The 18,601-nt window shown below is 57.9% G+C and carries 17 protein-coding genes and 1 riboswitch; of the genes, 8 read left to right on the forward strand and 9 right to left on the reverse strand.

Going from position 1 to position 18,601, the window contains the following annotated elements:
- The first annotated feature begins 27 nt into the window (after positions 1-27).
- Positions 28-789 carry a DedA family protein gene (locus HA43_RS00950; protein ID WP_039382534.1) on the forward strand — a complete coding sequence of 254 codons (762 nt, stop codon included), beginning with the start codon at positions 28-30 and terminating at the stop codon, positions 787-789.
- On the opposite strand, the gene thiQ is transcribed toward HA43_RS00950, so the two are convergent.
- The 4 genes from thiQ to sgrR form a co-directional block, all read right to left on the reverse strand.
- On the reverse strand, positions 786-1,487 hold the full coding sequence (thiQ, locus tag HA43_RS00955) for a thiamine ABC transporter ATP-binding protein ThiQ (protein ID WP_039382537.1): 702 nt from the start codon (positions 1,485-1,487) through the stop codon (positions 786-788). The two genes, HA43_RS00950 and thiQ, sit on opposite strands and share 4 nt — an antisense overlap.
- A complete protein-coding gene (thiP, locus tag HA43_RS00960) occupies positions 1,471-3,081 on the reverse strand; it encodes a thiamine/thiamine pyrophosphate ABC transporter permease ThiP (protein ID WP_094110753.1) in 1,611 nt (536 codons plus the stop codon). Before thiP ends, thiQ begins: the two co-directional genes overlap by 17 nt.
- Complete coding sequence (gene thiB, locus HA43_RS00965) at positions 3,057-4,043, reverse strand: thiamine ABC transporter substrate binding subunit (RefSeq protein ID WP_039382540.1); 987 nt, start codon at positions 4,041-4,043, stop codon at positions 3,057-3,059. Before thiB ends, thiP begins: the two co-directional genes overlap by 25 nt.
- A gap of 46 nt (positions 4,044-4,089) precedes the next feature.
- Positions 4,090-4,185: riboswitch (TPP riboswitch) on the reverse strand.
- A gap of 35 nt (positions 4,186-4,220) precedes the next feature.
- A complete protein-coding gene (sgrR, locus tag HA43_RS00970) occupies positions 4,221-5,882 on the reverse strand; it encodes an HTH-type transcriptional regulator SgrR (RefSeq protein ID WP_094110729.1) in 1,662 nt (553 codons plus the stop codon).
- Between the two features lie 255 nt (positions 5,883-6,137).
- On the opposite strand from sgrR, the gene HA43_RS00975 reads away from it, so the two are divergent.
- Complete coding sequence (locus HA43_RS00975; protein WP_094110730.1) at positions 6,138-7,343, forward strand: MFS transporter; 1,206 nt, start codon at positions 6,138-6,140, stop codon at positions 7,341-7,343.
- 35 nt (positions 7,344-7,378) lie between these two features.
- On the opposite strand, the gene leuD is transcribed toward HA43_RS00975, so the two are convergent.
- From leuD to leuL, 5 genes are all read right to left on the reverse strand, one after another.
- Positions 7,379-7,984 carry a 3-isopropylmalate dehydratase small subunit gene (gene leuD, locus HA43_RS00980; RefSeq protein WP_071669078.1) on the reverse strand — a complete coding sequence of 202 codons (606 nt, stop codon included), beginning with the start codon at positions 7,982-7,984 and terminating at the stop codon, positions 7,379-7,381.
- Positions 7,985-7,987: 3 nt separating this feature from the next.
- The gene (leuC, locus tag HA43_RS00985) at positions 7,988-9,394 is read right to left on the reverse strand and encodes a 3-isopropylmalate dehydratase large subunit (RefSeq protein WP_094110731.1); all 1,407 of its coding nucleotides are present in this window, start codon (positions 9,392-9,394) and stop codon (positions 7,988-7,990) included.
- Positions 9,395-9,396: 2 nt separating this feature from the next.
- Complete coding sequence (leuB, locus tag HA43_RS00990) at positions 9,397-10,488, reverse strand: 3-isopropylmalate dehydrogenase (protein WP_039382550.1); 1,092 nt, start codon at positions 10,486-10,488, stop codon at positions 9,397-9,399.
- Positions 10,489-10,490: 2 nt separating this feature from the next.
- Positions 10,491-12,053 (reverse strand): 2-isopropylmalate synthase, encoded by a 1,563-nt coding sequence (gene leuA, locus HA43_RS00995; RefSeq protein WP_039382552.1) that lies wholly within the window; start codon positions 12,051-12,053, stop codon positions 10,491-10,493.
- A 92-nt stretch (positions 12,054-12,145) separates the two neighbouring features.
- The gene (gene leuL, locus HA43_RS19385; RefSeq protein ID WP_108569992.1) at positions 12,146-12,229 is read right to left on the reverse strand and encodes a leu operon leader peptide; all 84 of its coding nucleotides are present in this window, start codon (positions 12,227-12,229) and stop codon (positions 12,146-12,148) included.
- Between the two features lie 733 nt (positions 12,230-12,962).
- On the opposite strand from leuL, the gene ilvI reads away from it, so the two are divergent.
- The 6 genes from ilvI (at position 12,963) to ftsL (ending at position 18,595) form a co-directional block, all read left to right on the forward strand.
- Positions 12,963-14,687: an acetolactate synthase 3 large subunit gene (gene ilvI / locus HA43_RS01000; RefSeq protein ID WP_094110732.1), complete on the forward strand. Its 1,725-nt coding sequence runs from the start codon at positions 12,963-12,965 to the stop codon at positions 14,685-14,687.
- A 2-nt stretch (positions 14,688-14,689) separates the two neighbouring features.
- Entirely contained in the window at positions 14,690-15,181 is a 492-nt protein-coding gene (gene ilvN, locus HA43_RS01005) for an acetolactate synthase small subunit (RefSeq protein ID WP_039382558.1), read from the forward strand.
- A 197-nt stretch (positions 15,182-15,378) separates the two neighbouring features.
- Positions 15,379-16,389 carry a catabolite repressor/activator gene (gene cra / locus HA43_RS01010; protein ID WP_039382560.1) on the forward strand — a complete coding sequence of 337 codons (1,011 nt, stop codon included), beginning with the start codon at positions 15,379-15,381 and terminating at the stop codon, positions 16,387-16,389.
- Between the two features lie 486 nt (positions 16,390-16,875).
- Entirely contained in the window at positions 16,876-17,334 is a 459-nt protein-coding gene (mraZ, locus tag HA43_RS01015) for a division/cell wall cluster transcriptional repressor MraZ (RefSeq protein WP_039382563.1), read from the forward strand.
- Between the two features lie 2 nt (positions 17,335-17,336).
- Positions 17,337-18,278: a 16S rRNA (cytosine(1402)-N(4))-methyltransferase RsmH gene (rsmH, locus tag HA43_RS01020; protein ID WP_039382565.1), complete on the forward strand. Its 942-nt coding sequence runs from the start codon at positions 17,337-17,339 to the stop codon at positions 18,276-18,278.
- The gene (ftsL, locus tag HA43_RS01025; protein ID WP_039382567.1) at positions 18,275-18,595 is read left to right on the forward strand and encodes a cell division protein FtsL; all 321 of its coding nucleotides are present in this window, start codon (positions 18,275-18,277) and stop codon (positions 18,593-18,595) included. The genes rsmH and ftsL overlap by 4 nt, the downstream gene beginning before the upstream one ends.
- The last annotated feature ends 6 nt before the right edge of the window (positions 18,596-18,601 follow it).

An 18,601-nucleotide genomic window follows, 5' to 3' on the forward strand; every position in this document is an offset into this window, starting at 1 on the left:
AGCCTTCATATTCCGCAGAGGATAGCTATGGAAGCCTGGATTCAACACCTGTTTACGCAATCGCTGGAGTACGCGCTGTTCGCCGTCGCTCTGGTGACCTTTCTTGAATCACTGGCGTTTGTGGGTTTGCTGCTGCCGGGCACCGTGCTGATGGCCAGCCTGGGGGCGCTGGTGGGCAGCGGTCAGATTGGCCTCTATCCGGCGTGGGCGGCGGGGCTGATTGGCTGCCTGCTGGGCGACTGGATCTCCTACGGTATCGGCTGGAAGTTTCAGGGGCCGCTGCACCGCTGGAAGTATCTGAAAAAGTATCAAAGCCTGCTGGATAAGACCGAGCATGCGCTGCATCAGCACAGCATGTTTACCGTGCTGGTGGGGCGCTTTGTCGGCCCGACACGCCCGCTGATCCCGCTGGCGGCAGGCATGCTTGAGCTGCCGGTGCGGAAGTTTCTGCCGCCCAATATCATCGGCTGTATTTTGTGGCCGCCCGCCTATCTGCTGCCGGGGATCCTCGCCGGTGTGGCCATTGATGTGCCGCAGGCGCAGGGCGACAGCTTTAAATGGCTGCTGCTGCTGGTAACGATTCTGCTCTGGCTGGGCGGATGGCTGCTCTGGCGCTGGTGGCGCAGTGACAAAACGCGCGACTGGGCAACCCGCTACCTGCCGAAAGCGCGCCTGCGCTGGCTGGCGCCGCTGATGGCCGTAGCGGGCAGCGCCGCGTTTATCGCGCTGCTGTTTCATCCGATGATGCCTGTTTTCCTGCAGCTGCTCTGGAAAGTCTTCTTCGCTTAAGCTGGCGTAATACCCAGGCGCGCGGCGCTGCTGCTCTCACCCCGAAGCAGCGCCGCCGTCTCACCATCCCACTCGATCCGGCCATCAGCAATCACCAGACTGCGTGCGGCAATCTGCTGCGCATCCTCCAGACTGTGCGACACCATCAGCAGCGTGATATTGCGTGCGTCACACACCGTACGCACCAGCTGCAGCATTTCGCGGCGCAGCGCCGGGTCGAGCGCCGAAAAAGGCTCATCCAGCAGCAGTACCGGCTGGTTGCGCAGCAGGCAGCGCGCCAGCGCCACCCGCTGCCGCTGGCCGCCGGAGAGCTCGCCAGGCAAGCGCGTCAGTAAATCATGCAGTCCGGTCTGGTGTGCAATCTCCCTCAGCTGCTGCTGCTGGTCGCGCGTGAGCTTCAGGCCCGGATGCAGACCCAGGGCCAGATTCTGCTGTACCGAAAGGTGCGGAAAGAGATTGTTCTCCTGAAACAGCATCGAGACCGGACGCAACGCCGGTACGCTGCGGGTGTGATCGCGGCCATTAATCAGCAGCGTGCCGTGGCTGACCGGCAGAAAGCCGCCGATCAGGCTCAGCAGCGTGCTTTTACCGGCGCCGCTCGGACCAAGTATCGCCAGCCGTTCACCCGCCTGAGCGCTGAAGCTGAAACGCATCGGCAGATGCTGATAAAGGTAAGTAAGATCAGTGAGTGTCAGCATGGCGTCCCGGCAGTTTTTCCATCAGAGTAAAAAGTAACAGGCAGAGCAGCAGCAGCAGCAAGGCGGTCGCGGCACCGTCGGCACCGCGATAGGCGCCGATCTGCTGATAAAGATACCAGGGCAGGGTGCGGAAATCGGCGTTGCCAAATAGCGCCACTGCGCCAAAGTCGCCAATCGAGAGTACGCAGGCAAAGGCGAGCGCCTGAGCCAGCGGACGCTTCAGCAGCCGCAGCTCAATCAGCTTCAGGCGATTGAGGCCGGAGAGACCGAGCGAGGCGCAGAGCGGCGCATAGCGTGCGGCGATATCGCGCATCGGGTTTTCCAGCACTTTCATGGCGTAGGGAATGGCGATCAGCGCATTGGTAAAGATCACCAGCCCGTCGGCACGCGCCGGCAGCCCGGAGGTAGCGGTAAACAGCAGGAAAAAGCCGCTGGCCAGCACGATGCCCGGCATCGCCAGAATCAGCATGCCGCTCAGCTCCAGCGCCTGTGCGCTCGCCCGATGCTGGCGCTGACGCAGCTCGCGGCTGCTCCACAGCAGCATCATTGTCAGGATCACACAGAGTGCGCCCGCGCCAAGGGCGATGCGCAGCGAGGTCAGCGTGGCCTGCCAGAGCGCCGGCTGCTGCAGTGCGCCGGCCACACCGCCGCGCACGCCATCGACCACCACCGCTGCCAGCGGAGGCAGCAGCAGCAGCAGCGCGAGAGCAATCAGCAGCGTGTCGCTGACGCGTGCAAACCCGCTATCCTGCGGATCGCGCCAGCCCTGCAGCGTCTGACTGCCGGCAGGGATCGCTTTACTGAAGCGCTGACTGAGCAGCACCAGCAGCAGACAGCAGCTGAGCTGCAGCAGTGCCAGCAGCGCGGCGCGGCCGGGATCGTAATCAAAACTCAGCGCCTGGTAGATCGCCAGCTCCAGCGTGGTCGCTTGTGGCCCGCCGCCCAGCGCCAGCACCGTGGCGAAGCTGGCAAAGCAGAGCATAAAGATCAGCGCCGCGGTCGGCAGGATCTGGCGACGCAGCCAGGGCCACTCCAGCAGCCGGAACAGATTCCAGCCGCGCAGCCCAAGCTGAGCCGCCAGCTGACGCTGCTCCGGCGGAATGCTCTCCAGCGCCTGCAGCAGCATGCGCGTGGCCAGCGGCAGGTTAAAAAAGACGTGCGCCAGCAAAATACCCTGCAGGCCATAGGGAGAGAAGTGGTAGGGAATACCCAGCAGCGTGCAGAGCTGTGCCAGCCAGCCGCTGCGGCCGTAGACGCTCAGCAGGCCAAATACCGCCACCAGCACCGGCAGCACCAGCGTCATCGCACATAAACGCAGCAGCAGCGCGCGGCCAGGAAAGCGGCGGCGATAGAGCGCGCGCGCCAGCAGCACGGCCGGCAGCACGGAGCAGAGTGCCGAGAGCAGCGCCTGCTCAAATGAGAACGCCAGCACGTGGTGCAGATAGCTGTCACTGAGCAGGCTGCGCATGTCCGGCAGCGGGGCCGCCGTCAGCAGCGCCCCGAGAGCGAGCAGCGCCACGGCGCACAGCAGCAGCGCGCTCAGCGCGCCGGGTATCAGCCAGCCGGGCATCAGCGGCTGACAGCCCGCTGCCAGGCGCTGATCCACGCGGCGCGCTGGTCAGCCACTTCTGCCGGTGAAAACTGCAGCGCTTTTTGCGGCACGTTCAGCGCCCGATAGCCAGCCGGCAAATCGCTTTTGATCACCGGGTACATCCAGTTGCCGGTGGGGATCGTCTGCTGGAAAGCGGGGCTGACGATAAACTGCATAAAACGCTGTGCCAGCGCTGGCTGTTTACTGCCGGCCAGCCGGGCGGCGACTTCGACCTGCAGGTAGTGCCCCTCACTGAAGGTGGCAGCAGCGTAGTTCTCTTTCTTCTCTTCAATAATGTGGTAAGCGGGCGACGTGGTATAGCTCAGCACCAGATCGCCTTCGCCCTTGAGAAACAGGCCGTACGCTTCACTCCATCCTTTAGTGACGGTAACGGTTTTCGCCGCCAGCTTCTGCCACGCCGCGTCGCTGCGATCGCCAAACACTTTTTGCATCCAGAGCAGCAGGCCGAGGCCTGGCGTACTGGTACGCGGATCTTCATAGATAACGCGCCATTTCTCCGGGCTTTCAACCAGCTCCTGCAGGCTTGCGGGCGGATTCTTCAGGCGGTTTTTGTCATACACAAAGGCGAAGTAGCCGTAATCGAAAGGAACAAAGGTGTCGTTCTGCCAGCGCTCAGGCAGCTGCAGCGCCGCGGTATCGACCTGACTTTTAGCAAACAGGCCGGTTTTCTCCGCCGCCTGCAGGAGGTTGTTATCCAGTCCCAGCACAACGTCCGCTTTACTGTTTTTCCCTTCCATGCGCAGACGGTTGAGCAGCGAGACGCCATCCTCCAGCGCCACGTAGCGCAGCTCGCAGCCGCACTCCGCTTCAAACGCTTTCTTTACCGCCGGCCCAGGGCCCCATTCAGCAGCGAACGAATCATAGGTATAGACGGTCAGTAGCGGTCTGGCGGCGAATACCGGTGCGGACAACAGCAGCAGGACAGGCAGAACGTTCTTTAACACTTTGCGCTCCTTAAGGAGAGGATATGAGTGAGTCGCAAAGGATCTGAGGCTGGCACATCTCAAATCCCTACGCCGGTATTAACCGGATCAGGTTCGACGGGTTTCTCTCAGCCTGACGACGCAGGCACCCCGTTGAGAACGGCTTAGTGTAGACATTTCCGCCACGGCGTGAAAGCGTCATAACGCCGGCGGCGCAAACCAGGCAGATTTAAAATCGAACCAGCCCAGCGTGTTCAGCCGTACGCCACGCATGCTGCGCTGGCCTTCCAGCAGCAGCCAGTGGTGAAACAGCGGATGCAGCCAGTCCTGATCTACCAGCTGGCGCGCCCACTCAGCCAGCGGCAGGCGTTTCTCACGCCAGCGCGCAGCATCCTCATGCCACGCCAGCGGAATGCAGTGCTGCATCAGCGGCAGCTCATAGAGCTGCGCAAACAGCGCGTACTCCAGCGGCAGGGTGAAGTTAACGCTGCCGAGCCAGATATCGCTCTCTCCGGCGCCGGCAAACCACGCTTCGTAGCTCATCACCCGGGTGATCAGTTCCACCCCCTGCTGCGCCAGCAGGGGACGCAGCGCGCTGGCGATGCCTTCATGCTCGACGTGGTCGCTGTACCAGCTTAACGTCAGCCGGGTCAGACCTTCCGGCTTGTCCGCCGCCCGCAGATCGCGGCGATGGTGCCAGCGCGGCAGCAGGCCCCAGGCAGGAAACCAGTAACGCTGATAGCCGGGATCGGCATGATGCAGCAGGGTAACCGGATTAAGCAGATCGCTGACCCAGCGGCGGAACCCGGCATGGCGTCCCCAGGCGGAGCGCTGGTCAAACAGCAGGAAGTAGCAGCCCTCCTCCAGACGGCTCTCTTCCGCTATCTCATCCGCCTCGCTGCCCTGCAGTTTTACGCCAGAGTAGACCAGCTCGTCACTGACTTCCGGCAGCACCCAGATTGAGACTTCGTCAATCAGCGCCCGGTAGCCAAAGTAGTCATCAAACGCGGCAATTTTCAGCTGCGTCTGCTGATTGCGTACCACGCTGTAAGGGCCGCAGCCGGCAGGCTGACGGGCAAAGTCGGGCAGGGACGGCCATTCGCGCGGCAGGATCATGGCGCTGACGCTGCCCAGCAGCCACGGCAGCCAGCTGTCAGGCTGGGTCAGCGAGATATCCAGCGTCCAGGGCGCCGGCGAGTGCAGCTGCGAGATATGCGCAAACAGCGGCAGAGCGGCGCTGCGCTGCAGCGAATCAAGAATATCGGCCATCTCCAGCTCGCGCCCGTGATGAAAGCGGATGGCCGGACGCAGATAAAAGCGCCACTGCCACGCGGAGAGTTGCTGCCAGTGATGAGCAATATCGGGTTCGATTTCTCCGTTTTCCTCATTTATGCGCGTCAGGCCGCTGAAGATCTGGCGGGCCAGATGCGTTTCCGAGCGGCGCAGCGGCGAGGCGGGCAGCAGGTTCTGCAGCGGACGGTAGTAGAGCACGCGCAGAATATGCTTTCCCTGACGCACGCTGCGGCCAAGGTGGGCGGCAATCATCTGCCGCACCTGCGCTTTGTCGCCAACCAGCTGAACCAGCTGGTCAATACCGTCCTGCTCCAGCAGCGCTTCTGCCCGCTGCTGCTGCAGCGCCAGACCGGTACAGCGGAAGCGCAGCTGCGAACGCTTTCCGCGTCCCGCCTCAGCCTGCCAGGTCAGCCAGCCTTCACGCTGCATCGCCTGAAGCAGGTTGCGCATATGGCGCCGCGAACAGTGCAGAGTGCTGGCCAGTGCATCAAGCGTTGTCGCCCGATCCTGACCTTCACACTGCTGCCAGAGACGAATAAATTGCTGCTGCAGACGGGCCGAAGACATAAAAGGGGAACTCCGTGGCGATTTCGCTCAGTGTTTATTGCCCTATAATAGAGGCATACTGCCACTCAATGGAAGAGCGGGAGGCACCCGATCCGGGTGGCGCTCAACCAGCTGTGTCGCCCGTGTGGCACATTTTTCTGAGTAGGGTGCAATTACACCGCCAGCAGATTTTTCTCTGCTGGCTTTTTCATAGCGGTGTGAAATCGTCTACGCTCTTTCGCTACTCTTTTCTGTTTTTTCCAAAGGGATTTCTGCATGAAGTCGCTGTTAACGCGGCAGCGCCGCCCCGATCCGGTCTATCTCGCTTTTATGGTTGTCACTTTTATGGCGGGCGTTGCGGGTGCGCTGCAGGCACCGACCCTCAGCCTGTTTCTGACCCGCGAGGTGCAGGTACGCCCCTTCTGGGTCGGGCTCTTTTTCACCATTAACGCACTCGGCGGCATTGTGATCAGTATGCTGGTAGCAAAGCGCTCCGATACGCGCGGCGACCGGCGCCACCTGATCCTCTTTTGCTGCCTGATGGCTATTCTGAACGCGCTGCTGTTTGCGTTTAACCGTCACTACGCCACGCTGATAAGCCTGGGCGTGCTGCTCTCCGCGCTGGCCAGCGTCGCAATACCGCAGATATTTGCGCTGGCGCGGGAGTACGCGGACGCATCAGCGCGTGAAGTGGTGATGTTCAGTTCGGTGATGCGGGCGCAGCTGTCGCTGGCGTGGGTCATCGGTCCGCCGCTCTCATTTGCGCTGGCGCTCAATTTCGGTTTCGTCACGCTGTTTGCCGTGGTGGCGGGCATGTTTTTACTGAGTATGCTGCTGATCTGGCGTGGCCTGCCGTCGGTACCGCGCGTGGTGGCGACGCCGGAGCAGCTGCTGCTGCAGGTCAGCCCGTGGAAAGATGCGCAGGTGATGCTGCTGTTTATCGCCTCAGTAATCATGTGGGCGTGCAACACCATGTACTTTATTGATATGCCGCTCTACATGAGCAACACGCTGGGGCTGCCGGAAAAGCTGGCGGGCCTGCTGATGGGAACGGCCGCCGGCCTGGAGATCCCGATTATGCTGCTGGCGGGCTTTTACGCGAAGCGCGTCGGTAAGCGCGCGCTGATGCTGGTGGCGGGCGTGGCGGCAATTCTCTTTTATCTCGGGCTGGTGCTGTTTAACTCAAAAACTGCGCTGATGCTGCTGCAGCTGTTTAACGCCGCTTTTATCGGCATTATCGCCGGTATTGGCATGCTCTGGTTTCAGGATCTGATGCCCGGCCGGGCGGGCGCGGCAACAACGCTGTTTACCACCTCCATCTCCACCGGGCTGATCGTGGCCGGGCTGCTGCAGGGGATCCTGAGCGAGCGCTTCGGGCATGAATCGGTTTATCAGGTGGCGCTGGGCATGTCCGTGCTGGCGCTGCTGCTGGTCGCGCGCGTGCGCGATGTGAAGCCGGCGACGGAGATCGCCGGCGCGTAAAGCGTGCCGCTACCTGACGTAGCGGCGTTTAATCATTATCGCAGGAAAGCGGGCTGCTGCTGCTCGTAGCGCGCGATCGACTCTTCATGCTGCAGCGTCAGGCCGATACTGTCCAGACCGTTAATCATACAGTGGCGGCGGAAGCTATCGATCTCAAACGTATAGGTTTTGTCGCCTGCCGTGACCGTCTGTGCTTCCAGATCCACCGTAAAGCGCATGCCCGGACTGGCGTCAACCAGCCGGAACAGTGCGTCAACATCCTCTTCGCTCAGTCGCACCGGCAGCAGCTGATTGTTAAAGCTGTTGCCGTAAAAGATATCGGCAAAGCTTGGCGCAATGACGACATGGAAACCGAAGTCGGTCAGCGCCCAGGGGGCGTGCTCACGGGAGGAGCCGCAGCCGAAGTTCTCGCGCGCCAGCAGAATGCTGGCACCGGCAAACTCAGGCTTGTTAAGCACAAAGCTGGCGGTAGGCTGTGTGCCGGCATCATCGTCAAAACGCCAGTCGTGAAACAGGTGGGCACCGAAGCCGGTGCGGGTGACCTTCTGCAGAAACTGCTTTGGAATAATGGCATCGGTATCCACGTTGGCCGCATCCAGTGGCGCGACAATACCGGTGTGCTGCGTAAATTTAGTCGCCATCGCTTAAGCTCCCTGAGTCAGTTCACGAATATCGGCAAAACGGCCGGAGACCGCTGCGGCGGCAGCCATCGCCGGGCTGACCAGGTGCGTACGGCCGCCACGGCCCTGACGGCCTTCAAAGTTGCGGTTGCTGGTCGAGGCGCAGCGCTCGCCCGGATTCAGGCGATCGTTGTTCATGGCAAGACACATAGAGCAGCCCGGCAGACGCCACTCAAAACCCGCCTCAAGAAAGATTTTATCCAGACCTTCCGCTTCCGCCTGCGCTTTAACCGGGCCGGAGCCCGGCACGACCATCGCGACCACGCCGGGTGCCACTTTACGCCCTTTGGCAATCGCTGCGGCAGCGCGCAGATCCTCAATGCGTGAGTTAGTGCAGGAGCCAATAAAGACTTTATCGATAGCCACGTCGGTCAGCTTCACGCCCGGTTGCAGGTTCATGTAAGCCAGCGCTTTTTCAGCGGAGGCGCGCTCAACCGGATCGGCAAACGAGGCGGGATCGGGTATCGCCTGATCCACCGCCATCACCTGACCCGGATTGGTGCCCCAGGTGACCTGCGGGGCAATATCGGCGGCGTTCAGCGTCACCACGCTATCAAACGCTGCGTCCGAATCTGACTTCAGCGTGCGCCAGTAGGCCACGGCCTGCTCCCAGTCGTCGCCTTTCGGCGCAAACTGTTTATCTTTCAGGTAGGCGAACGTAGTGTCATCCGGCGCCACCAGGCCCGCTTTCGCGCCCATCTCAATCGCCATATTGCACAGCGTCATGCGGCCTTCCATGCTCAGCGCTTCAATCGCCGGGCCGCAGAACTCCACCACATAGCCAGTGCCGCCGGCGCTGCCGGTTTTACCGATGATCGCCAGCACGATATCTTTCGCCGTAATGCCCGGCGCAGCGGCGCCCGACACATTGATTTTCATGGTTTTCGCCCGACCCTGCTTCAGCGTCTGAGTGGCAAACACATGCTCAACTTCCGAAGTGCCGATACCAAACGCCAGTGAACCAAAGGCGCCGTGCGTGGCGGTATGTGAGTCGCCGCAGACGATGGTCATACCCGGCAGGGTCATGCCCTGTTCCGGCCCGATCACGTGTACGATGCCCTGGAAGGGATGGTTCAGGTCGTAGAGCTGAATGCCGAACTCATCGCAGTTCTTCATCAGTTCCTGCATCTGAATCCGCGCCATTTCACCCGACGCATTGATATCTTTCGTCTGGGTTGAAACGTTGTGATCCATGGTGGCAAAGGTTTTTTCCGGCTGACGCACTTTACGGCCGTGCGCGCGCAGGCCGTCGAACGCCTGCGGGGAGGTCACTTCGTGGATCAGGTGACGGTCAATATAGAGCAGCGGCGTTTCATCGGGCGCTTCGTGAACGACATGTGCGTCAAATAACTTCTGGTATAAGCTTTTCATTTTTATTTTTCTCCGGCAATGAAGCCCGCGATGAGGCTACCCATTTCATCCGTACTGACAGCAGGGCCGTCGCCCGCCAGATCGCGGGTGCGATGGCCCGCTTCCAGCGCCTGGCTGACCGCCTGTTCGATAGCATTCGCCGCGTCGGCGGCGTTCAGGCTGAAGCGCAGCAGCATCGACAGCGACAGGATCTGGGCAATCGGGTTAGCGATATTTTGTCCGGCGATATCCGGCGCAGAGCCGCCAGCGGGTTCAAACAGGCCAAAACCCTCTTCGTTCAGGCTGGCTGACGGCAGCATGCCCATCGACCCGGTGATCATGGCGCACTCATCAGAGAGAATGTCGCCAAACAGGTTGGAGCAGAGCAGGACATCAAACTGCGAGGGGTCTTTGATCAGCTGCATGGTGGCATTGTCGATATACATATGCGCCAGCTGCACGTCAGGATACGCTTTTGCCACTTCATTCACGATTTCACGCCACATCACCGAACTTTGCAGCACGTTAGCTTTGTCGATGGAGGTGACATGACCCCGGCGCTTGCGTGCGGCTTCAAAGGCGTTACGTGCAATGCGCTCAATCTCAAAGCGGTGGTAAACCTCGGTATCGAATGCCCGCTCGTGTGCACCGCTGCCTTCGCGTCCTTTTGGCTGACCAAAGTAGATGCCGCCGGTGAGCTCACGTACGCAGAGAATATCAAAACCGCGCGCCGCGATATCGCTGCGCAGCGGGCAAAATGCTTCAAGACCTTTATAGAGCGCGGCAGGGCGCAGATTGCTGAACAGTCTGAAATGCTTGCGCAGCGGCAGCAGCGCCCCGCGCTCCGGCTGGCCAGCCGGCGGCAGATGCTCCCACTTCGGGCCGCCAACGGAGCCAAACAGAATCGCGTCTGCCTGCTCAGCCCCGGCTACGGTCGCAGGCGGCAGTGGTTCACCGTGACGATCGATGGCGATACCGCCAACATCATATTCGCTGGTGGTGATACGCATGCCAAAGCGGGTGCGAACCGCGTCGAGCACTTTCATCGCCTGCGCCATCACTTCCGGGCCGATTCCGTCGCCAGGCATGACCGCAATATGATATGAGTGAGTCATAGTTACACCGTTTCCTTCTGTTCTTTAAATTTACGCTGCAGTTCTTTTTCGACCTGTCGGGCTCGCCAGATGTTGTTCAGTGCGTTGATCATCGCTTTGGCAGAGGATTCAACGATATCGGTAGCGAGACCTACGCCGTGGAACTTGCGTCCGTTGTAGTTCACTACGATATCCACCTGGCCCAGGGCATTTTCGCCGTGACCTTTCGCCGTCAGCTTGTAGTTCACCAGCTCGGCGTCAAAGCCGGTAATGCGGTTGATCGCCTGATAGACCGCGTCAACCGGACCGTTGCCGGTGGCCGCATCCGCTTTGGTCTCTTCACCATAGCCGAGCTGGACTGAAGCGGTTGCCGTGACGCTGGAGCCGGTCTGCACGTTGAATTCGTTGAGCTGGAAAAATTCCGGCTCTTCATGCTGTTTGTTGATAAAGGCGAGCGCTTCCAGATCGTAGTCAAACACCTGACCTTTCTTATCGGCCAGCTTCAGGAAGGCGTCATACAGCGCGTCGAGGTTGTAGTCAGCCTCTTTATAGCCCATCTCTTCCATACGATGTTTTACCGCCGCGCGTCCGGAGCGGGAGGTGAGGTTCAGCTGAATTTTGTGCAGGCCGATCGATTCAGGCGTCAGAATTTCGTAGTTTTCACGGTTTTTCAGCACGCCATCCTGATGAATGCCGGAGGAGTGCGCAAACGCATTTGAGCCGACCACCGCTTTGTTCGCCGGAATTGGCATGTTGCAGATCTGGCTGACAATCTGGCTGGTGCGGTAGATCTCCTGGTGGTTGATAGCGGTGTGAACGTTCATGATCTGCTGGCGGGTTTTGATCGCCATGATCACCTCTTCCAGCGCGCAGTTACCGGCGCGCTCGCCCAGACCATTCAGCGTGCCTTCAACCTGACGCGCGCCCGCCAGTACCGCAGCAATAGCGTTGCCGGTTGCCATGCCTAAATCATCATGGGTGTGCACTGACAGAATCGCTTTGTCGATGTTAGGCACGCGGTTAACCAGCTGCCCGATAATATTGGCGTATTCGCCAGGCAGGGTATAGCCAACGGTATCGGGAATATTAATGGTGGTAGCACCGGCGCTGATGGCGGCTTCAACCATGCGGCAGAGATCGTCAATCGGCGTGCGCCCGCCATCTTCACAGGAGAACTCCACGTCATCGGTATAATTGCGTGCGCGTTTTACCATGTGCACTGCACGCTCAATCACTTCCGGCAGCGTACTGCGCAGCTTGGTCGCGATATGCATCGGTGAGGTGGCAATAAAAGTATGAATACGGAACGCGTCGGCAACGCGCAGTGATTCGTAAGCGGCATCGATATCTTTTTCGACACAGCGCGCCAGCCCGCAGACGCGGCTGTTTTTGATCGTACGCGCAATAGTCTGTACCGATTCAAAATCACCGGGAGAAGAGACCGGGAAACCCACTTCCATTACGTCCACGCCCATTCTTTCCAGCGCCAGGGCGATCTGCAATTTTTCTTTAACACTCAGGCTGGCCTGTAATGCCTGCTCACCGTCGCGCAGAGTGGTATCGAAAATAATAACTTGCTGGCTCATGGTTATCTTCCTTTTGCATTAACTTCGCCGGTGCAACGAGCATAAAAAAACCCGCGCAGTGGCGCGGGTTTTTAACTTTCAGCGGGTTGGAATCAGTTGTTGATTTCGCCCACGAGTCTACCGCGCAAACTGGATGCGTTTAGTAGTAGACCGAGTAGGCGGAAAGAACGAAACATGAATCAGACCCCATAAAATGTGTGCTGTACATATTGGTACTGGATTAGCGATGTGATGTCAACCCTGCATCAGGGGCTATTTTACTTACGCTAAAAGCGCGATCTGCTGGAAATATTGACGCCTGTGGAGGATCGCGAAAAAAATAGCGTGCTGCATCGCAGGGGCAGATGTAATGTACGCTATCATAAAGCGATTATTTTGATTAAATTGTTGATTTTATTATTATATTTTAATGTATGAGGCAGGTGAAAATACAAATCTCAGGCTGCAAGGCAGAATAATATAATGCCTCTGGCAATTTTTGACGTTAATCACACGGCAAAGAAAGAAGTTAAAAACATTGTGGGCTGATGCAACAGGCGATAACAAAAATATATTTCTTACAACTCGCTGAAAATAATCTTCAGACCAGCATATTCCTCTGAATTTATGCCTGCCGATCAGTTTATTCATCGTACCCTGACCCGGCACGTCAGAGGCTTACTTGTCCGGGAACGCGCGTCGCAGGGCCTGGCGGTTTGCAGCCCGCAGGCTCTGCGGTTATGGTAATCGTCCTACTCTCAAAAGAATTCATTCAGGTAGATTCCCGATATCTGGAAGGCGGAAATGAATTCCTTCTTCTGAGCATAAACATAAGATTTTGATCTTAATTGGCGATAAGGGAACAGATGCGACACCGTGCGCTGGACAGCGCTGCCCGTCGCGGCTGTTTCTGACGCCTGGAGGCAGAAAATGGAGATGTTGTCAGGAGCCGAAATGGTCGTCCGTTCGTTGATCGATCAGGGCGTAAAACAGGTATTCGGTTATCCGGGCGGAGCAGTGCTCGATATCTATGATGCGCTGCAGACGGTCGGTGGAATTGACCATGTACTGGTGCGTCACGAACAGGGCGCAGTGCATATGGCAGATGGTCTGGCACGGGCAACCGGCGAAGTTGGCGTAGTGCTGGTGACGTCTGGACCGGGGGCGACGAATGCCATCACCGGTATCGCAACCGCCTATATGGATTCGATTCCACTGGTGATCCTGTCAGGTCAGGTGCCCTCATCGCTGATTGGCTATGATGCGTTTCAGGAGTGCGATATGGTCGGTATCTCCCGGCCGGTGGTCAAACACAGCTTCCTGGTAAAAAGCACAGAAGAGATCCCTACGGTGCTTAAGAAGGCCTTCTGGCTGGCGGCCAGCGGGCGTCCCGGCCCGGTAGTCATCGATCTGCCTAAAGATATCCTGAATCCGGCGAATAAACTGCCGTATGCCTGGCCGGAAAGCGTCAGCATGCGCTCTTATAATCCGACCCTGCAGGGCCATAAAGGTCAGATTAAGCGCGCACTGCAGACGCTCTTGGGTGCGCATAAGCCGGTCATTTATGCCGGCGGCGGGGCGATCACGTCAGGATGCGAAGCGGAACTGCGCCAGCTGGCTGAGCAGCTTAATATTCCGGTAACCACTTCACTGATGGGACTGGGCGCGTTTCCCGGCACGCACCGTCAGTGTGTCGGCATGCTTGGCATGCACGGTACGTATGAAGCCAACATGACGATGCACAACGCCGATTTGATCTTTGGCATCGGCGTCCGCTTTGACGATCGCACCACCAACAATCTGGCAAAATATTGCCCGAATGCCACCATCATGCACATTGATGTGGATCCGACGTCTATTTCAAAAACGGTCAGCGCAGATATTCCGATCGTTGGCGATGCCAAACAGACGCTGGTGCAGATGCTGGAGCTGCTGGCGCAGAGCGACACGCAGCAGCAGCACGACAGCCTGCGCGACTGGTGGCAGAACATTGAAACCTGGCGCAGCCGTAAGTGTCTGGAGTTCAATCGCAACAGCGATAAGATTAAACCGCAGGCGGTGATAGAGACAATCGCGCGTCTGACGGGCGGCGAGGCTTACGTGACCTCTGATGTCGGACAGCATCAGATGTTTGCTGCACTCTATTACCCGTTTGACAAGCCGCGTCGCTGGATCAACTCCGGTGGCCTTGGCACCATGGGCTTTGGCCTGCCGGCTGCGCTGGGCGTGAAGATGGCGCTGCCGGAAGAGACGGTGATCTGTGTCACCGGTGATGGCAGTATCCAGATGAACATTCAGGAGCTATCGACAGCGCTGCAGTACGATCTGCCCGTACTGGTGCTCAATCTGAACAACCGTTTCCTCGGCATGGTGAAACAGTGGCAGGATATGATCTATTCCGGACGCCATTCACAATCCTATATGGAGTCGCTGCCCGATTTTGTCCGCCTGGCTGAGGCGTATGGCCATGTCGGCATCGCTATCCAGCATCCGGCCGAGCTGGAAGAAAAGCTGCAGCTGGCGCTGGATACGCTGGCAAAAGGGCGACTGGTGTTTGTGGATGTCACCGTTGATGGCAGCGAGCACGTCTATCCGATGCAGATTCGGGGCGGCTCAATGGATGAAATGTGGTTGAGCAAGACGGAGAGGACTTAATTATGCGTCGTATTCTATCGGTGCTGCTGGAGAATGAGTCGGGCGCATTATCCCGCGTGGTCGGACTTTTCTCCCAGCGCGGTTACAACATCGAGAGCCTGACCGTTGCGCCCACCGACGATCCTACTCTGTCGCGCATGACCATTCAGACCGTGGGCGATGAAAAAGTGATTGAGCAGATTGAGAAGCAGCTGCATAAGCTGGTGGATGTACTGCGCGTCACTGAACTGGGGCAGGGCGCTTACGTTGAGCGTGAGATCATGCTGGTCAAAATTCAGGCCAGCGGCTATGGCCGTGAAGAAGTGAAACGCAGCGCGGAGATTTTTCGCGGACAGATTGTTGATGTCACACCGACGCTTTACACGGTTCAGCTGGCAGGCACCAGCGACAAGCTGGATGCGTTTCTCAACAGCGTACGCGAAGTAGCAGAGATTGTTGAGGTGGCACGTTCAGGTATCGTTGGCGTATCACGCGGCGAGCGCATCATGCGTTAATCCCGCTCTGTTATCACTGCACTTTACTCTAACCCGGCGTAATGCCGGGTTTTTTTATTTTATGCGCCAGCTTTGTTTGCTGATGAAAAGCGGTTGCTCAGGCCGGTTTTCTGCGGTTAGATGTAACAAAGATTTTATCCACAGCTACGTTGCGGATATCTCCGCCAGCTCTGGCTTATCGACATGAAGGTGTTATCGTGAAACTGGATGAAATTGCGCGTCTGGCCGGCGTCTCGCGTACCACCGCCAGCTATGTGATCAATGGTAAAGCGCGGCAGTATCGTGTCAGCGACAAAACGGTTGAGAAAGTGATGGCGGTGGTACGCGAGTATAACTACCACCCCAATGCGGTCGCTGCCGGCCTGCGTGCAGGGCGCACGCGCTCTATCGGACTGGTGATCCCCGATCTCGAAAACACCAGCTATACGCGTATTGCTAATTATCTGGAGCGTCAGGCGCGCCAGCGCGGCTATCAGCTGCTTATCGCCTGTTCAGAAGATCAGCCTGATAACGAGATGCGCTGTATCGAGCATCTGCTGCAGCGTCAGGTCGATGCAATCATCGTCTCCACTTCGCTGCCGCCGGAGCACCCGTTCTACCAGCGCTGGATAAACGATCCGCTGCCGATTGTCGCGCTGGATCGCGCGCTGGATCGTGAGCACTTTACCAGCGTTGTCGGTGCCGATCAGGATGATGCGCGCGCGCTGGCGGCTGAATTGCGTCAGCTCCCGGTGAAAAACGTACTGTTTATGGGCGCGCTACCGGAGCTTTCCGTGAGTTTTCTGCGTGAAATGGGCTTCCGCGAAGCCTGGCAGGATGATGAGCGTTCAGTCAGTTACCTCTACTGCAACAGTTTTGATCGCGCGGCCGCCGCTGCCCTGTTTGAGCGTTATCTGGACGAAAATCCCATGCCTGATGCGCTTTTTACCACATCATTTGGTCTGCTGCAGGGCGTAATGGATGTCACGCTGAAACGAGAAGGGCGGCTGCCAAAAGATCTGGCGATCGCCACGTTTGGCGATCACGAATTACTCGATTTCCTTGATTGTCCGGTACTGGCGGTGGGACAGCGTCATCGCGACGTTGCAGAGCGGGTTCTGGAACTGGTGCTGGCGTCTCTTGATGAGCCGCGCAAACCCAAACCCGGATTAACGCGCATTCGCCGTAACTTATTTCATCGTGGCCAGTTAAGCCGCCTGACAAAATGAGTTAGCGGACGCGATGATGCCCGCCATTTATTCACTATCTGGCGGGCAATTAATTATCTGACGTAAAAAAGCGTAAATAACAGCCATTAATTTTCACAAAACAGCGAGCAATTTAATCCTGCTGGATAAAAGTTAGTCATTTTTAATCCCTGCCAGCAGGCGCTTGCGCTGGGCTTCCGTTCAGAAATCCCCTAAAATGCCGCCGCTGTCGCATAACCCTGCGCTGCTGTACTTAAGCCAAATCTGAATCAAATTTAATCATGTCTGAAGTAAGCAGATATTTTTATACTGTTATTCATCGGTTTAATTTTGCTTTGCCATTCCGCACGCTTTTTTATTTCGCTTTCCGCTTATTTTTCCGGGATGTAAAGAGTGATATTCACCTGCCGTTGCGGCTTGACAATGTTTTCATCGGCTCCGTAAACTCGTTTCGTGGTAAAAAGTGGGATAAAGTGGTGAAAACGGTAGCTGAGGAGTCAGGCTGGCATGTTCCGCGGGGCAACGTTAGTCAATCTCGACAGTAAAGGGCGGTTAGCGGTTCCGGTGCGCTATCGCGAATTACTGCTCGCAGAGTCTCAGGGTCAGATGGTCTCTACTATCGACCTGCATCAGCCTTGCCTGCTGCTTTATACCCTGCCCGAATGGGAAATTATTGAGAAAAAACTGGCTCGCTTATCCAGTATGAATCCGGCAGAGCGACGCGTACAGCGTCTGCTGCTCGGACATGCCAGCGAATGCCAGATGGATAGTGCAGGCCGGCTGCTGCTGGCAAATACCTTAAGGCAGCATGCGGGACTGAAAAAAGAAGTGATGCTGGTTGGGCAGTTCAACAAGTTTGAATTGTGGGATGAACAGACCTGGTATCAACAAGTCAGGGATGATATTGACGCAGAACATTCAGCTCAGGAACCTCTATCTGAGCGGTTGCAGGACTTATCGCTATAGCTATGCAGGAAAATTTTAAACATACCACGGTGCTGCTGGATGAGGCGGTAAACGGCCTTAATATCAGGGAAGACGGCATTTACATTGACGGCACCTTTGGTCGCGGTGGCCACTCACGCCTGATCCTTTCGCAGCTTGGCGAAAATGGACAGCTGCTGGCCATCGATCGCGATCCGCAGGCAATTGCGGCCGCCGCTGAGATTAACGATCCGCGCTTTTCTATTGTGCACGGTCCTTTCTCAGCGCTGGCAGACTATGTCGACGCGCGCGGGCTGACCGGGAAAATCAGTGGCGTCCTGCTGGATCTGGGCGTCTCCTCACCGCAGCTGGACGACGCCGAGCGCGGCTTTTCGTTTATGCGCGACGGGCCGCTGGACATGCGCATGGATCCCACGCGGGGTCACTCTGCCGCTGAATGGCTGCTGCAGGCAGAAGAAGCTGATATCGCCTTTGTGCTGAAAACATACGGCGAAGAGCGTTTCGCGAAGCGCATTGCACGCGCCATTACAGAGCGCAATCGGGAGCAGCCGATGACGCGCACAAAAGAGCTGGCTGAAGTCATTGCCGCCGCGACGCCGGTAAAAGATAAATTTAAGCACCCGGCGACGCGCAGCTTTCAGGCTATTCGTATCTGGATCAACAGTGAGCTGGAAGAGATTGATACCGCACTCAAAGGCGCGCTTTCTGTTCTGGCTCCGGGTGGCCGTTTATCCATCATCAGCTTCCACTCTCTTGAAGATCGCCTGGTGAAGCGTTTTATGCGCGATCAAAGCCGTGGTCCGCAGGTTCCGGCGGGAATTCCGATGACGGAAAGCCAGCTGAAAGCGCTGGGCGGACGCGAGCTGAAAACGCTGGGCAAGCTCATTCCGGGCGAAGCAGAGGTGCGGGAAAACCCGCGCGCGCGCAGCTCGGTGCTGCGTATTGCTGAAAGGACCGCGCCATGATTGGCAATGAGCGGCACAGTCTCCCCGGCGTCATCGGCGGAGACCTGCTGCGCTTTGGCAAGATCCCGGTGTTGTTGCTGATTGCCGTACTGGTCTCTTCGGTACTGGTCGTGACCACAACGCACAAAACGCGCCTGCTAACGGCGCAGCGTGAACAGCTGGTGCTGGAGCGCGATGCGCTGGATATCGAATGGCGCAACCTGATTCTGGAAGAGAACGCGCTTGGCGATCACAGCCGGGTAGAGCGGATCGCAACCGATAAGCTGCAGCTGCGGCACGTTGATCCTTCTCAGGAAAATATTGTGGTGCAGAAATAAGGAATC

Source organism: Pantoea eucrina (genome assembly GCF_002095385.1).
Lineage (GTDB): Bacteria > Pseudomonadota > Gammaproteobacteria > Enterobacterales > Enterobacteriaceae > Pantoea > Pantoea eucrina.

Excerpts from the sequence above, each read along its gene's own strand:
- HA43_RS00975 (WP_094110730.1), top strand. The coding sequence starts at position 6,138 with ATGAAGTCGCTGTTAACGCGGCAGCGCCGCCCCGATCCGGTCTATCTC.
- ftsL (WP_039382567.1), top strand. The coding sequence starts at position 18,275 with ATGATTGGCAATGAGCGGCACAGTCTCCCCGGCGTCATCGGCGGAGAC.
- leuA (WP_039382552.1), bottom strand. The coding sequence starts at position 12,053 with ATGAGCCAGCAAGTTATTATTTTCGATACCACTCTGCGCGACGGTGAG.
- leuD (WP_071669078.1), bottom strand. The coding sequence starts at position 7,984 with ATGGCGACTAAATTTACGCAGCACACCGGTATTGTCGCGCCACTGGAT.
- leuL (WP_108569992.1), bottom strand. The coding sequence starts at position 12,229 with ATGTTTCGTTCTTTCCGCCTACTCGGTCTACTACTAAACGCATCCAGT.
- leuB (WP_039382550.1), bottom strand. The coding sequence starts at position 10,488 with ATGACTCACTCATATCATATTGCGGTCATGCCTGGCGACGGAATCGGC.
- rsmH (WP_039382565.1), top strand. The coding sequence starts at position 17,337 with ATGCAGGAAAATTTTAAACATACCACGGTGCTGCTGGATGAGGCGGTA.
- thiQ (WP_039382537.1), bottom strand. The coding sequence starts at position 1,487 with ATGCTGACACTCACTGATCTTACTTACCTTTATCAGCATCTGCCGATG.
- leuC (WP_094110731.1), bottom strand. The coding sequence starts at position 9,394 with ATGAAAAGCTTATACCAGAAGTTATTTGACGCACATGTCGTTCACGAA.
- ilvN (WP_039382558.1), top strand. The coding sequence starts at position 14,690 with ATGCGTCGTATTCTATCGGTGCTGCTGGAGAATGAGTCGGGCGCATTA.
- ilvI (WP_094110732.1), top strand. The coding sequence starts at position 12,963 with ATGGAGATGTTGTCAGGAGCCGAAATGGTCGTCCGTTCGTTGATCGAT.
- HA43_RS00950 (WP_039382534.1), top strand. The coding sequence starts at position 28 with ATGGAAGCCTGGATTCAACACCTGTTTACGCAATCGCTGGAGTACGCG.
- mraZ (WP_039382563.1), top strand. The coding sequence starts at position 16,876 with ATGTTCCGCGGGGCAACGTTAGTCAATCTCGACAGTAAAGGGCGGTTA.
- sgrR (WP_094110729.1), bottom strand. The coding sequence starts at position 5,882 with ATGTCTTCGGCCCGTCTGCAGCAGCAATTTATTCGTCTCTGGCAGCAG.